The organism is bacterium (genome assembly GCA_037131655.1).
In the GTDB taxonomy this organism is placed as follows: domain Bacteria; phylum Armatimonadota; class Fimbriimonadia; order Fimbriimonadales; family JBAXQP01; genus JBAXQP01.
Genome location: JBAXQP010000038.1, coordinates 1 through 13762, shown reverse-complemented (window position 1 = coordinate 13762; position 13762 = coordinate 1). Strand labels below are relative to the sequence as shown.

General features: G+C 44.6%; 15 protein-coding genes and 1 tRNA gene. 8 read left to right on the top strand and 8 right to left on the bottom strand.

Translation table 11 applies throughout. The features are described 5' to 3' along the window. Window positions 1–472: 472 nt before the first annotated feature. Window positions 473–721, top strand: coding sequence for a LuxR C-terminal-related transcriptional regulator (locus WCO51_03220; GenBank protein ID MEI6512266.1), 249 nt, complete (start codon window positions 473–475; stop codon window positions 719–721). Window positions 722–1034: 313 nt separating this feature from the next. Here the strand turns inward: WCO51_03220 and WCO51_03215 are convergent, their stop codons facing one another. The 4 genes from WCO51_03215 to WCO51_03200 form a co-directional block, all read right to left on the bottom strand. Continuing rightward, on the bottom strand, window positions 1035–2207 hold the full coding sequence (locus WCO51_03215) for a DnaJ domain-containing protein (GenBank protein MEI6512265.1): 1173 nt from the start codon (window positions 2205–2207) through the stop codon (window positions 1035–1037). Between the two features lie 47 nt (window positions 2208–2254). Continuing rightward, window positions 2255–3142 (bottom strand): HisA/HisF-related TIM barrel protein, encoded by an 888-nt coding sequence (locus WCO51_03210; protein MEI6512264.1) that lies wholly within the window; start codon window positions 3140–3142, stop codon window positions 2255–2257. A 183-nt stretch (window positions 3143–3325) separates the two neighbouring features. Continuing rightward, a complete protein-coding gene (locus tag WCO51_03205) occupies window positions 3326–3727 on the bottom strand; it encodes a ribonuclease HI family protein (protein MEI6512263.1) in 402 nt (133 codons plus the stop codon). 14 nt (window positions 3728–3741) lie between these two features. Further along, on the bottom strand, window positions 3742–4452 hold the full coding sequence (locus WCO51_03200; protein MEI6512262.1) for a C4-type zinc ribbon domain-containing protein: 711 nt from the start codon (window positions 4450–4452) through the stop codon (window positions 3742–3744). Between the two features lie 120 nt (window positions 4453–4572). On the opposite strand from WCO51_03200, the gene WCO51_03195 reads away from it, so the two are divergent. Together WCO51_03195 and WCO51_03190 are read left to right on the top strand one after the other, a co-directional pair. Further along, window positions 4573–5172 carry a Maf family protein gene (locus WCO51_03195; GenBank protein ID MEI6512261.1) on the top strand — a complete coding sequence of 200 codons (600 nt, stop codon included), beginning with the start codon at window positions 4573–4575 and terminating at the stop codon, window positions 5170–5172. 81 nt (window positions 5173–5253) lie between these two features. Next, a complete protein-coding gene (locus WCO51_03190) occupies window positions 5254–5883 on the top strand; it encodes a hypothetical protein (protein ID MEI6512260.1) in 630 nt (209 codons plus the stop codon). Window positions 5884–5939: 56 nt separating this feature from the next. Here WCO51_03190 and WCO51_03185 read toward each other — a convergent pair whose 3' ends face one another. Beyond that, complete coding sequence (locus tag WCO51_03185) at window positions 5940–6146, bottom strand: heavy-metal-associated domain-containing protein (protein ID MEI6512259.1); 207 nt, start codon at window positions 6144–6146, stop codon at window positions 5940–5942. A 79-nt stretch (window positions 6147–6225) separates the two neighbouring features. Beyond that, entirely contained in the window at window positions 6226–7347 is a 1122-nt protein-coding gene (locus tag WCO51_03180) for a glycosyltransferase family 4 protein (protein MEI6512258.1), read from the bottom strand. Window positions 7348–7551: 204 nt separating this feature from the next. Between WCO51_03180 and mnmA the strand changes: the two genes are divergently transcribed. The 3 genes from mnmA to WCO51_03165 are packed head-to-tail and all read left to right on the top strand — an operon-like array spanning window position 7552 to window position 10207. Then, window positions 7552–8643 (top strand): tRNA 2-thiouridine(34) synthase MnmA, encoded by a 1092-nt coding sequence (gene mnmA, locus WCO51_03175; GenBank protein MEI6512257.1) that lies wholly within the window; start codon window positions 7552–7554, stop codon window positions 8641–8643. A gap of 49 nt (window positions 8644–8692) precedes the next feature. After that, entirely contained in the window at window positions 8693–8980 is a 288-nt protein-coding gene (locus WCO51_03170) for a YtxH domain-containing protein (GenBank protein MEI6512256.1), read from the top strand. A gap of 3 nt (window positions 8981–8983) precedes the next feature. Next, entirely contained in the window at window positions 8984–10207 is a 1224-nt protein-coding gene (locus WCO51_03165; GenBank protein ID MEI6512255.1) for an AI-2E family transporter, read from the top strand. 274 nt (window positions 10208–10481) lie between these two features. Here the strand turns inward: WCO51_03165 and WCO51_03160 are convergent, their stop codons facing one another. Beyond that, window positions 10482–11276 (bottom strand): ABC-2 family transporter protein, encoded by a 795-nt coding sequence (locus tag WCO51_03160; protein ID MEI6512254.1) that lies wholly within the window; start codon window positions 11274–11276, stop codon window positions 10482–10484. Continuing rightward, a complete protein-coding gene (locus WCO51_03155) occupies window positions 11273–12076 on the bottom strand; it encodes an ABC-2 family transporter protein (GenBank protein ID MEI6512253.1) in 804 nt (267 codons plus the stop codon). Before WCO51_03155 ends, WCO51_03160 begins: the two co-directional genes overlap by 4 nt. A 365-nt stretch (window positions 12077–12441) precedes the next feature. On the opposite strand from WCO51_03155, the gene WCO51_03150 reads away from it, so the two are divergent. Both WCO51_03150 and WCO51_03145 read left to right on the top strand, forming a co-directional pair. Beyond that, window positions 12442–13605 (top strand): glycosyltransferase family 4 protein, encoded by a 1164-nt coding sequence (locus WCO51_03150; protein MEI6512252.1) that lies wholly within the window; start codon window positions 12442–12444, stop codon window positions 13603–13605. 79 nt (window positions 13606–13684) lie between these two features. After that, a tRNA-Cys gene (locus tag WCO51_03145) sits at window positions 13685–13757 on the top strand. The last annotated feature ends 5 nt before the right edge of the window (window positions 13758–13762 follow it).

Here is a 13762-nt window from a genome sequence, read left to right as displayed (position 1 = left end):
TACCGACACCGGTGAAGCTGTCGCTGAAGTGAGAATATAGGATAGTACGGCTAGTAAATCATGACGAATACTGTTTGTTTAATGAAATCAAGAAGTTAAAACGATGGCTAATAACGATTATCTTCCGGGTTTAGATACCGAATTACATGGGTGGGTGATAAGTAACGGTGAAAAAGGTTCGTGGTCAGAAACCGTCAGCTCTATCATCGTCGGATAGAAAGTAAAACTGTGCGGCGAGTGTTTTATCGCACAAGAAACGATAACGGAATTTCGGGAGAAAATACAGATGGAAAAGTTAATGACAATTAGTTTAGCGGTCACGACTTATGCCGTTGTGAGGCCCGTTTCCGAACCAGCAGCTATCACAGGACTTAGTCTTGGCGCATAAGGTCTACTTCGCAGAAAACGCAACGAGACTTATGGAACAACACGTTTCGAATGTTACTATAAACAGATAAGCGAGGGGTAATTCATGGCTATACAAACCACTAATCGAAGCGAGTCACCAAAGCGAAGCGCCCCGCTAACGAAACGGGAAATAGACGTACTGAGCTTGATAACACAAGGTCTATCCAGCCGCGAGGTTGGGGTTGCCTTGTTTGTCAACAAAAGAACGATTGATTTCCATTTAAGAAATATCTATGTCAAGTTGCAAGTGAAAAATCGGGTTCAAGCGTTTCTTCTTGCAACAAGTTTAGGGCTTATTCCCTATAAACCTTAGCTCAATCATAGCCGCAGCGAAGCGTAGATGTTAGATGGATACTGTTGAACTGGTTAGATCAAAACAATATTAGTGTCCGGTTAGTTGTGTGATTTACAGGCATCCTATCACATAATTGAGGACTGGAACAGGAAGTTAGAGCTAGGCTGGCTAGGGTAAGACTAGATGAAGAAACAGGCAATGTGGGCGTAGTTTGCTGAAGATACGGCATCGCCAGATCGACCTGAAGGTAATGTAATCGGTGAAGGGGTTAGTGTCGAATGCATTCCTATTGTTATATAACTAATTCCAATCACCAGATACCCTACCCGAGTTACATTGTATCGGCGGTGCGGATTTTCCAGAGTTTGATGGCTCGGTCCATGCCTGCTGAGACTAGGTAACGGCCATTGGGTGAGAATTTCAGACTGTAAACTCGGCTGTCGTGGGCGATTATGGTGCCGATTTCCTCACCGTCACTTACTCGCCAGAGCTTGATAGTCTTATCGCCGGAACATGAGGCTAGTAGCCATCCGTCAGGGCTGAAAGCGAGGCTTTCTACCCAATCAGAATGGCCATTGGTTGAATGAATAAGCTCACCGTCGGAGACCCTCCAAATCTTGATCATCCTATCAACAGAGCCAGATGCAAGTAGCGTGTTATCTTTGTTTAGAGCCAGAGCAGTGATTGAGGCGCGATGACCAACAATGCGCTTGATTGGAAGCCCATCGGAAATTCTTGTCAACCAGATGCGTTTGTCGCTTGAAGCTAATAACGAATTATCAGCGCTAAAAGTGAGTGCTGTAACGCTGTCGTCATGGGTGGTCATAGTCTTGACCGAACGTCCGTCTTCAGTTCTCCAGATACGTACACGAGCATCACTTGAGCCTGCTGCAAGGAGAGAACCGTCAGGACTGAAGCTTAGGCATGAAGCCCATTCGACTCGCTTTTTGCAGGATTTCACTTCACCCGAATCACTAACGCGATATATTTGCACCGTTTTTTCGCCTGATCCTGCTGCGATAGGTGTGTTATCATCAAATGCTACCACTGAAAGTGAACCTGCGTGCGCGTTATGAGCTTCTCTTGGCGCGCCGCTAGGAATATCCCAAGAGCGAATACAATTATCAAATGAAGTGGAGACTAAACGAGTGCCCTTTAGATTAAATGCGACAGAGTAGACAGAGGCTTCATGACCGATCAGGTTTGCAGCTAGAGTGAGATAAGCCCAAGCCCCTGATTTCCTTGTAGTTGCGCGTTTTGTGGGACGTTTGGTTGTTGGTCGATTAGAAGTAGGTTCGATTTTAAAATGTAGGTCATACTCAGCTTTTTTAATCGGGTCGCTTAGCACATCATAGGCTTTGTTAATGAGGACCATTCGTTCGTGGGCATCATTTTCCTGGTTCACGTCCGGGTGAAGGCGTCGAGCAAGGCGGCGGTAGGCTGCTCGGATAGTCCGTTCTTCCGCCTTCGTTGAAACCTTAAGGATGGCATAGTAATTTTGCATCTAATGCTCTAACAAAACGCGTATTCATCGGGGATATAGTCTCATGCTCAGCGTTTCGTTGGAAATTGCTTTTCTTTTTGTGATTGTTGCCACTCACGGACGAGTTGATTTGGCCGTGAGGGTTCTTTAAGAAACAGGCTTCCAAGGCTAAAAGCGGAGGCTCCGAGTTGAGACAATTGGGTGACATCCTCTAGATTGAAGATACCGCCACCTGCGATAACCGGAAGTGAGGTCTGATCCACGAGGTTCTTGACAGCATCGCGAACAAACGGCCGAATTAGCTTTCCAGAAACGCCTCCGCCGCCTAATTTAGCTAATGGAGACTGCTTATCGGGAAATACGGTTGACCAGGGAACTGAATTGATAGCATGGACTGCTTCGGCACAGCCTTCCAAAGCCTTCGCTATCGCGACATAGGGCTGGTTGTAGCTTAACTTGACAATTAATGGATGTCCCGATCCACGCAGAGCTTCTGATATCTTAACGACACTTTCAACATCCTCAATCTCATGGCCTGTATTCGGGCAGGAGGCATTGAGTTCAACGGCAACGATATTGAGCGGCTTGAGCATCTCAGCCATTGTTTGTGCTTCTTCCGCACTTTCAGGCCAAACGGAGACAATGGTTCTATAACCAAGCTTTGCCATTCGCGGATAGCAAGTTCGAACCCACCACTCGATTCCGGGATTAGTTAACCCAACAGCATTAACGACCCCATTTGGAATTAATCGCACACATCCCCAGGGCTTGAACAAACGAAGATTACCTTTCCTGGGCTTAAGAGTAAGTGTTTTGACCACGATAGAGAATTCAGATGGATCAAGTTTTCCCAACCAACGGTAAGGCCATTCCCATGGCCAGCCGCGCCCATCAAATGCCAGAGCGCCGCTAGCAACAAGAAAATCAAGTTCAGCCTCGTTGGACAACCGCAGCAAAATAATCTCCCGCCATAATGAAATTCCTAATATAAGAATACCCGTTTTGACTGTGTTGAATGAACCTAAAGACAGACTTGCGGGTAGTTAGGTGAGTGAGATGAGAAAGAATGTTTACTTGTTATGTATTATGTAGAAACAGGAAATACCGCGATCGGAGAAACCTTGAACTTACTTTTATGGCTAATACAGAGGTCGTTTGGGTTTTAATGCCTGGTTTGCGAGAGCGTCTGCGCGTTTATTTCCGTCTCTAAGAGTATGCTTGACCGTAAATGATTCGAAGGATTGACTTAACCGTTTTGCTTCGTGATAAAGAGGCTGAAGATTCTCTGCTTTTACTCGGTAGCGTCCGACCCATTGAAGGGCCAGCAGCTCGCTATCAGTAATCCAAACTACATGAGTTAATTGTAAATTCAGGGCCTCTTTTAGCCCACGAAGCAAGGCGCGATATTCAGCTTCATTGTTGGTAGCAATGCCGATATCTTCCCCGATTTCGGCAAGGGTTATACCTTGATCATCAGTGATGACAACTCCAATACTCGAACGTCCAGGATTCCCCTTGGAAGCGCCGTCAGTATAGACCAAATAAGTTTGTCCGTCTATTCCGTGAAATAAAGAATTCTCTTGCAGTTGTCGCATGTGATTATTTGTTTGGCGCCTTCCTTTAAGCGGTTTAAGAAAAAGGAGGCAACAGCTGTTCGGCAAATCCCGCATACATCGGCATCGATTCTGGAGATACCGTATCCGCCGTGCTTTACTCGAATAATATCGTACTTAGAAAGGATCGTCGGGTCAACTTTCGCGGCGGCGGCTTTTCTTTCAGTATTGTGCTTTGCCCACTGATGTTCCAAAGCTAATTTTTGAGCTTGATATTGCCTCATGTGCTCATCATAATCAACTTGGCTTGATGCCAAAGCTTTTTTGGCGGCAGCTTCATCAGTTGTAGCTGTTTCGATCTTGTCCCACAATCCCAAAATCTTATCATCTAATCGCCCGCGTTGGCGGCCGAGAGCTTCAACTTCTTTTTCAGTATTATCCAATTCTTTTGGGTTCGATATTTTCCCTGTATAGAGGAGATTTTCGAACTTCTTCTTCTTATCTTCGACTGACTTTAGCTCTAATTCAGAGTCGTGCAGGTCAGTTTTAAGTGTTTTGAGGGTCATATCGGCGGTTTCATGGATTTGGCGCGCTACGTTCAGAGCTGCTTCTTGAACTTTGCCTGTATCGAGGGACGCCAGATTTTTGCGAATTACTAGTATTGCCGAGTCGATTAGTTGTAGATCGTACAGTTTTGAGAGTTCTTCTTGCATCAAACGACCTCCGCTGACATTCTACCCGCATATCCTCTTTCTTATTGCGGCTTGGCGCTGATCAAATTTTTTGAAAAGCTCACGTGCGTTCTTCGCGTTTATCTGTTACAATAAGAAATAATGCGTATTATATTAGCTTCAGCCTCGCCGCGTCGGCAGGAATTACTTAAGTTCCTTAAGGCGCCGTTTGAAATTATTAACGCTGATTTTGATGAAAGCAGCCTGGCACGAGGTCGTTCGGTCCGTGAATTTGCGATCGAAGCTGCCAAGTGCAAGGCAGAAGCTGTTAGCAAAATTGTGCCTGATGGAGTGATTATTGCAGCGGATACGGTTGTATTCCTCGGTAAGACTATTTTTGGCAAACCAAAAGATGCGGCCGATGCTTTTAAGATGTTAAAAACTCTGTCAGGAAAGACCCACTGTGTCACGACGGGTTTATGTGTTCTTTTACAAGAAAATGGAAGGACGGCTAAGCGTATCCTCGATGCGCCTGTAACCGAAGTTACCTTCCGAGAATTATCCGACGATATCATTGACCGATATCTTGAGACGGGAGAGCCATTCGATAAAGCCGGAGCCTATGGAGTGCAAGGATATGGGGCGCTTCTTGTGGCTGCTGTTTATGGGTGTTATTATAACGTAGTTGGCCTACCCCTTCCAAGATTGGTTGAGCATTTGAATTCTATCGGTATGCCATTATGGGCAAACAACCGAATATAATGTGTATTAAGCAAACTTTCAGCCAAATTACACGTCAAACAATGACGGTTTAAGTTTGTTGAAGGAAACAGGAGGTCGTAAATGGGAAAACTATGGCTATTAATCATCGTAGTGTTAGGTGTAATGCCTGCAATCCTGGCATTGGCTGATACCCCTAAGCCATCTGATGACCCCAACAGGGTTCAAGTCCGAGTAGTAGATCCTATTGGACCTATCAAACTTCAATATGCTTTGACATTGACCGATGAACAATTCACATCCGTCACAAAGCTCTATAACACCCGCAAGGATAGCGAAAAATTATTAGAAGAGAATAAAGACCTTTCCAAAGAGGATAAGGCTAAGAAGAAAAGCGAAATACGTGATGAGTATATCAAGGGTATACGGAATTTAGTGCCGCCACTTACCCAAGAGCAGAAGAATAAATTCGAGGAACTTCTCAAATCATCTGAAGCTGGGCAGACTAAAATAACTGATGAACAAAGGCAGAAGATTAATGGATTAATTGCTAAGTACATCGAGCAAAAAGCCGCTATTAGTAACGATCCGTCTTTGGATGATGCTACAAAGACAGAACGTATTAGACAACTCACGGAAGAATTGAGAAATGCAACTCGGAAAGTCCTTGAGCCCAAAGATCAACCTGAAGATCCCCCCAAGGATAACCCAAACGGTGGTGATATTCCACCTCCTCCCGAAGCGCCTAAATAGTCTTTAGCTTTACTTTATCGTACCAAAAGCAGGTAGGTTGTTCCTATCTGCTTTTTTTAAGCTGGGGGGAAGCCGGCTTCAGTTAGGATATCTCTAATGACCTGCTCATTAGTTTCGCTTTCATCATAATCGAGCGTTACTTGTTTTTTATTCACATTGACATCGACTTCAGAGACACCGCCTGTTTTCGCCAGCACCCTTTGAATACTATTGGCACAGGCATCACAACTGATTTCAGGAATCGTTAGAGTAACTGTGATCATTTACCTCGCCTCCTTTGTTTTTTTTATTGAATTGCTACTTGCTAAAGCAGCGTTAAGTTTCCGAGTATGTTTTTTAGACTTAAACCGGCTCAGCAACATCTTCTGGGATTTTCAACAAATTCATATAAACCTTCTCGACATTTGCAGCAACTGCGGGGGTCGTAAATAGGGATTGTTGCTTCTTTATGGCTTCTTCTCCCATCCGTTTGCATCGGCCTGGATCGGACATTAGATCGCTAATTGCTTTGATCAATGCAGTCGAATCATTCTTAGGCACAATAAGACCGGTAACTCCATCACTCACTAATTCTGCGTTTCCCCCTGAAGCAGTTGCAACGACCGGCACTCCCATTGACATGGCATCGATAATTGCGCCACAGCAGGCTTCTTCCCAAATGCATGGGTGCACTAAGATATCGAGATCCGCAAAGACTGAATATTTATCCTTACGCCAACCGAGAAACTTCACACGATTCGACAGATTCTTATTCTTCACGTATTCCAATAAGGCTTCTTCATCAGGGCCGCTTCCACCTATAATGTAGACCGCACGTGGGTCTAGTTCCGGCATGATATCGATCATACAACGATGCCCTTTTCCCTGAGCTAAACGCGCCATTGTTCCGATCAAGAATAAGTCCTCAGGTAGGCCTAATTTCTCTTTAAGCTGAGCAGGCTTAAGAGGTTCCATTTGCGGAATAACCCCATTATATACGGTCACGACTTTGTCTGCTGAAACACCACTTGAAATCAATGCTTGTCGAACAGCTTCAGAAACAGCAATAAATTTTTGGTATAGCAACCCATCATAAAGCCAACGATTAAACTTTCGCCATGAAGAACATTGATGACGAGTTAAGAGCAGATCACGTATTCCTAAGAGTTTAGCTGCTAAACCAACGATGATAAAGTCAGGGGAGAAATGAACGTGGACAATATCATATTTACCTTTACGAAGAACACGAAGATAGGAACCTAGGGCTAACCAATCCTGTTGGTGCCTAACACGCAAGGGTATAGCTTTTATCCCATTTGCCTCAGCTTGTTCCCATAACCACGTTCCAGGCCAACAGGTTATATGAACTTCATGTCCTCTGTCTTGTAATCCTTTAGAAAGCAGGGTTACTTGATCCTCAATCCCCCCGATATCGAGAAGGGAACTAGCCACCTGGAGCACTTTCAGCCTTTTCTTCTCGGCCATTTTAGTCTCCTATCCTCAAACAAAGTAAGATAAAACATCACTATTAGCGGACGATTGAAAAATCTTTAACTTGTAATTAGCAACGTCTATCCTAACTACATTCTGGCTGTTTGATCAATCCTTCAAAAGTGAATGAATTATACCACGCTCCCTAATGAAGCAATTTTCTATTAGCATGAATAAACGAGGTAGACTAAGTATGAGATGAGTAAATCTAAAGGGACAGTCTTGGTTGCTATGAGTGGGGGAGTGGACAGTTCTGTGGCCGCTGCCTTGCTAAAAAAGCGAGGTTATAACGTCATCGGGATGATGATGAAGATTTGGCAGGATTCTGAGGCCGAATCGCAACATGGCGGATGTTGTTCGTTAGAGGCATGGGGCGATGTTCGACGTGTCGCTCGTCAGATTGATATTCCTTGTCACATTGTTGACTTTAGAGAGCAGTTTATGGAGTCGGTCGTTGCAGACTTTGTTAGCGAGTATCGAAAAGGCAGAACCCCAAACCCATGCGTAAGGTGTAACCAATATCTTAAATTTAAAGATTTAATGAAGAAGGCAGATGAACTCGGGTGCGACTATCTCGCAACAGGACATTACGCACGAATTCGCTTCAATCATCGCACCAATCGCTGGAACTTATGGCAATCCCTTTCGGACAAGAAAGACCAGTCGTATGCGCTGAGTATGCTTGACCAGTATCAATTGTCAAGAGCGAAATTCCCAATCGGGGAATTAAGCAGTAAAGACGAGACACGCAAATTGGCTGCAGAAATGGGACTGCCTGTAGCGAGGAAAGCTGATAGCCAGGAATTTTGTTTTGCTGAACAAGCGGGCGACTATATTCAACTGATTAAGAACATTGCCCCTGAAGTTTTCGTCGAGGGGCCGATTTTGGATACGTCAGGGAAAGAGATAGGCCGCCATGAAGGCATCGCGCTTTATACAGTCGGCCAGCGCAGGCGAATTCGTCTTAACCGTGACGGACAGCCTCTTTACGTCATTTCAATCGATAGCATCAACAACGCGGTTATCGTCGGAAGTAATGAAGAATTGAACCGATGCGAGGCAAATGTATCGAGCGTTTGCTGGGGGGCTATCGACAACTTAAAAAATCCTCTTGAGGTTCAAGCAAAGATACGGTATAATATGCATGTGTCGCCTGCAACGCTTTTGCCCACAGGCGATGAGTTGCGAGTAACAGTTAAGTTTAAAAACCCTGTACGCGCGATTTCACCGGGCCAAACAGCGGTCTTTTATCAAGGACAATCTGTAGTTGGCGGCGGCATAATAGACTAAGAAGTCAACCAAAGTAAAATCGTAAGAATTTGGAAAGGGGTTATCGAAAATGTCACACGAAGACGAAGAACGCAGCACGTTACTGTACATGTTCGCAGGGATTGGACTTGGCGCATTAATTGGCGCCGCTTTCGGTATGCTCTTTGCACCCAAGCCGGGAGCAGAGTTGCGCGAGGACCTTGGAACAACATTTGAAGACCTGCGAGGCAAGTTCCAAGAACTCTCATCGGATGTAACCCAGAAAGTTCGCCAAACAGTCGATAAAGCAAAAACAAATATGCAAAATGGCGAAAACGAAGCCCAGTCAACTGAAGTGAAGGCAACACAATCCGGTTAACTCATGTCTAAACGCTGGCCGCTGATTCTATGGGTGGCAACTGTTGTTGCCGCCTTTATTTTCTTATATTACGTGCGGGCAACTCTGTTCCCGTTCGTTGCTTCATTGCTCCTGGCGCTTCTGCTAAACCCATGGGTGACTATGTTTCAGCGGCGTTCCGGCTACAATCGCTCCAAAGCTGTTTTATTGGTTTATCTTCTGTTCTTCCTCGTTACCGTTACACTTGTAATGTGGTTATGGAAACCTGCTTTCACTCAAGCTGAACAACTTGGGGCATCGATGCCGGCTGCTGTTGTTAACGTTCAAAAGGGAGTCCGAAACTATCTTCTTGCCCATCCAAAATGGGTTGTTCGATATAAAGTAGACACTTTAGTCACTCAACCTCCTCCAGGCTCCGGACCTGAGTGGCGTCCCTATTTACGAAAAGAATCCAATGAAGAAGCTGTGGATCGATTAATCGATCGATACCTAGGTCAGGTAAGCGTTAAAATCCAGCAATTAGGGCCAACACTTGTGACCGGAGTATTAGCAGGGGGAATTGGGCTTCTATCTCAATTGCTCAACTTGATTCTTATCCCAATAATCACATTTTTTCTTCTTGCGGATTTAGAGAATTTTAAGCGTCAGGCGGTTTTGCTAATTCCCAAACCTTGGCGTAATGCCATCGAAGGTATCTTTTCTGACATTGGTCACGTCTTTTACGGCTATATCAGGGGTCTGTTGATTGCAGCCGCCATGTATGCGATTATTTCTGCAGTTGCATACACTTTGCTTGGAATTCCTTATTCGCTCGTACTTGGGCTTACTGCGGGTCTGCTCTATTTCGTCCCATACGTTGGTCCAATGGTTCAATTAGCGTTAATTGCTGTCACAGCATTTTTCACTCCGGGCCCGCACCATATTTTGTTCTTCATAACAATGGCAAATCCGCTCTCATTCAGCATTACCGTTGTGCTAATCGCGATGGTCGTCTACTTCACTTATGATCAATTGGTAACTCCACGAGTCCTAGGGAGAGCGGTTGGTCTGCATCCCGTATTCGCATTCTTTGCGATTATGTCAGGAGCTACCCTTTTCGGTATCCCCGGTATGCTTGCAGCTTATCCTGTCGCAGGAAGCATTAACGTCCTTCTCTCGCGGCTGCTTCCTGTCATGCAACTAGGAAATGGGGATGACGCTGAGAGTTTACAGTTGCCTGATGAGAAAAAGAAGCATAAGAAGGAATAAACTTCCTACACGCTGCCTATAATCTTCGAATTCTAGGGGCTTTCTGCCTGAGAGCACTCGGTAGATCATCATCCATACCCATCGTTTGACAAGTGATAAAAAGCAAGGGTATGAATCTGGGCCATTGTGCGATTGATTCCTCAAATTGAAGCCATTTCGCCCCAATGGTAGTAGAATATCTGCTTTGCTACCTTTATTTCTCCTTTGACTGGTTGCTCGTAAGATAGAGTGTCTGCCATGCTTAGATTGTAAGCGAACTAAAGGATGTCAAAAGCTAACTGCTTGCGCTGGAGTAGTACTTTAGAGCAAATTTCCAAAAGAGACGGCTGGCAGTAAAGAACCCTAATGCCCAAACGATGCCAAGCGCGAGGTAGGGAAGACTATTCGACCCCATCCCTATTAAAGCTTTAGCCGGAACAGTTGCTATAAATGCCAAAGGAATGATATAGAAGAAAACGAATTGCATTTTAGCATCGAAGATATTGATAGGCCACCTTACCACCATAGATACCGTTTCTCCCAGCACCCATAAGTTCTCTACACGCACCAGCCAGATAGCTGTGGTCATCAGTATGAACTCAAACGAGTAAAAAATAATAATGGCACAGGTTACAGAAATTATATAGCTTAAAATTTGCCATAAGCTTGGCACAATACCAACTTGAGCACAACCATAGGCAACTAACCCAAGAGCGAAAAGGGAAGTTCCTAGTGAATCAAAACTCAGTTTTCGCATGCTGACATAAAACTGACTATCCACCGGCTTTACCAGCACATAGTCCAGCGTTCCCATCCTGACAGAGGTAGGTATCTCCTGTAAATTAAACCCAAAGATCATGTTGAACACAGCGCTGAGCAGGTAGGCCGTTCCCATCAGCACATACATCTCGTTTTTATTGTAACCCGCCACCATGTTAGTCTTGGAGAAGACTACGATAACAAGCATGAGAAAGAACACGATCCAGATAGTGCCTTGTAGAAGTTTTGCGAAGAAATTTGCACGAAACTCGACCTCGCGCGCCAGGCTGTTCTGAATAAATACTAAGTAAAGCTTGAACAGTCTTCTCATTGTCCTACACCTGTATAATGCTTCAACCCTTTTCGCCATAAGAATTGTCCAGCTATAACGGCGATAGTTATCCATATGAGCTGAATTAATATTTGCTGAGTGCCTGCCTCGGGGCTGAGGCGGCCTACTATTAATTCAGTCGGCAAGGCGAGGGTGTAGCGAAATGGCAGAATCGCTGATATCCCTAATGCCCATGTAGGCAAAATTGATAATGGGACCAGCTGACCTGACAAAAAGAGCGATGGTATGTAATAAAGTTCGTAAACTGAATGCGCTTCCTGAAGCCATAACGCAAGCAGAGACATAGCAAAAACGAGCGTAAATGAGAGTGTGTGCCCAAGTAAGATAGCAACCCAGACTTGCCAGCCTAAGTAAAAATTACCCCACTGAACATACTCTTTAAAAATCATCAGCAAAACGAAACCTACCGGCAGGAATATCCCCGTTCGAATCGTTCGCCAGGCTAGATTGCGAATAAATTGATGCTGAAAAAAGCTAATAGGCCTCACCAAATAGACCGAAAAAAAGCCTTCTTTTATTTCCATCGCAATCTCCCACATGAGGTGGGAAGTGATGAAGTTTGTGATGGTGACCATGACCAGATAGTACATGACCATTTGTGAAGGAGAATACCCGGCTATCGCGGGACGACCATTATAAGCGCTCAACCAAACGAGAGGCATAATTAATGCGGGGATAGCATCTGTCATCAGCCAGATATATCCCGAAGCGCGATAGGCTAACCCATCTTGAAAGTAAGCGCTAAAAAGCGCTCCCCATTTACGAATAGCTATAGACATTGATTGCCCCATATACACCACATTAATACCTTGAATGGGAGGGAGATTGCGTGGTTATACAGCATTTATAAAACTTCTGCTGTTGTCAAACTCTGTTGTTTAGCCTATAATATAAACCATATTCCGAGTGGAGCAATATTTATGAATATCCGTGCGCGTGCGCCTTTGCGCATCGGCTTTGGTGGTGGGGGGACTGATGTTCTTTCTCTGCTATCAAAATCGACGTTTCTCCGAGCATGGATTTCTAAAGTTTTTGGATGGATAAGTCGTAAATTTCAACTTTGTTGAGGATGGCCTGCGAACCTGGATACCGACATAAAATCTGATTTTTTTAAGAAACTGGTGGATTATAGGAGAGGGAAATTGTGATTTTGGAAAATAACGACCAAGCTTTACGGGTTTTATTCGGTGCTTACTGGCATACACAAGCGGTTCTTGAATTAGCTAACGAGCTGGCAAATAGACATTCGCTCTTTTATATCACTACTCCAAAATCTCTTGCTTTGGTTCAAATCAATAATGAAAGTGATTTCTTTTGCCCTAGAATAAATGTTCGCATTGAGAGAGATGTAAAACTAAAAAATCCTCTCTATACAATCGATCGTTTTGTTGGGTTTTGGAAAGCTGTCCATCAACACAAGTGTAATATCATCCACATTCAAGAAACGGCAGATCCTATGATGATTTCAATGTTGTTGATGCAAAAAAAGCTGCCCATAGTTCTTACCGTTCATGACCCTGTGCCTCATACAGGCGAAGTGGATTTCATGCGTTATTACCGTAGTAGGAAACCCTTAATGGATGCCCTTAGAGCGAGGGCTGATATGATTATTGTTCATGGCGAAAACGTTAAGCGGGACTTAATAAAAGCTTATCCAAACCTCGATCCTGAGCGGATTTCTGTCGTTCTACATGGAGCTATTAATGTCTATAACAGCTTAAAAAAGCCTGAATACAAAGAGAAATCGGGCAATCTTTTGTTTTTTGGCCGAATTAACGAATATAAGGGGCTTGGGGTGTTGATGGAGGCGTGGAAGCGAATTAGAGAGGAATGCCCGAATGCTCATCTTGTGGTTGCAGGGACTGGGCCTGATCTTGATAACTATCGCACTGAGCTTCAGGCAGATGACAGAATTGAACTCGATGAGCGATTTATTTCGCCGGAAGAGGTAGCCCGACACTATGCAGAAGCGAGCATCGTTGTGTTGCCTTATAATGATGCTACTCAAAGCGGGGTCGCATTGATTGCAATTGGGTTTGGAAAGCCCGTTATCGTAACAAATACCGGCGGACTGCCTGAGATAGTTGATGACGGAGTCTCAGGGCTTGTTGTGCCGCCAAAAGATCCTGCAGCAGTGGCTGAGGCAGTGATTCGTTTATTAAAGGATGATGCGCTTCGAGAGAGTATGGCTCAGGGAGCTGAAACACTTAGGCACACCCGATTAGGTTGGGATACTTTGGCCAAGCAAACAGAACAAGTCTATTACAAAGCCATCGCTCATCGCAATCAAATTAATTCTTCAAAGTAGGTTTCCTGTCTGCTTTCTACTACTTCAAGCCGTACTGCTCTTGACCTTAGGCAAGGCTCACAGTATAATAGAGCCATATGGCGGCGTACCCAAGTGGCCAAGGGGAAGGTCTGCAAAACCTTTATTCTGCGGTTCGATTCCGCACGCCGCCTTATAT

Excerpts from the sequence above, each read along its gene's own strand:
- WCO51_03155 (MEI6512253.1), bottom strand. The coding sequence starts at position 12,076 with ATGTCTATAGCTATTCGTAAATGGGGAGCGCTTTTTAGCGCTTACTTT.
- WCO51_03195 (MEI6512261.1), top strand. The coding sequence starts at position 4,573 with ATGCGTATTATATTAGCTTCAGCCTCGCCGCGTCGGCAGGAATTACTT.
- WCO51_03185 (MEI6512259.1), bottom strand. The coding sequence starts at position 6,146 with ATGATCACAGTTACTCTAACGATTCCTGAAATCAGTTGTGATGCCTGT.
- mnmA (MEI6512257.1), top strand. The coding sequence starts at position 7,552 with ATGAGTAAATCTAAAGGGACAGTCTTGGTTGCTATGAGTGGGGGAGTG.
- WCO51_03165 (MEI6512255.1), top strand. The coding sequence starts at position 8,984 with ATGTCTAAACGCTGGCCGCTGATTCTATGGGTGGCAACTGTTGTTGCC.
- WCO51_03220 (MEI6512266.1), top strand. The coding sequence starts at position 473 with ATGGCTATACAAACCACTAATCGAAGCGAGTCACCAAAGCGAAGCGCC.
- WCO51_03215 (MEI6512265.1), bottom strand. The coding sequence starts at position 2,207 with ATGCAAAATTACTATGCCATCCTTAAGGTTTCAACGAAGGCGGAAGAA.
- WCO51_03160 (MEI6512254.1), bottom strand. The coding sequence starts at position 11,276 with ATGAGAAGACTGTTCAAGCTTTACTTAGTATTTATTCAGAACAGCCTG.
- WCO51_03190 (MEI6512260.1), top strand. The coding sequence starts at position 5,254 with ATGGGAAAACTATGGCTATTAATCATCGTAGTGTTAGGTGTAATGCCT.
- WCO51_03180 (MEI6512258.1), bottom strand. The coding sequence starts at position 7,347 with ATGGCCGAGAAGAAAAGGCTGAAAGTGCTCCAGGTGGCTAGTTCCCTT.
- WCO51_03200 (MEI6512262.1), bottom strand. The coding sequence starts at position 4,452 with ATGCAAGAAGAACTCTCAAAACTGTACGATCTACAACTAATCGACTCG.
- WCO51_03170 (MEI6512256.1), top strand. The coding sequence starts at position 8,693 with ATGTCACACGAAGACGAAGAACGCAGCACGTTACTGTACATGTTCGCA.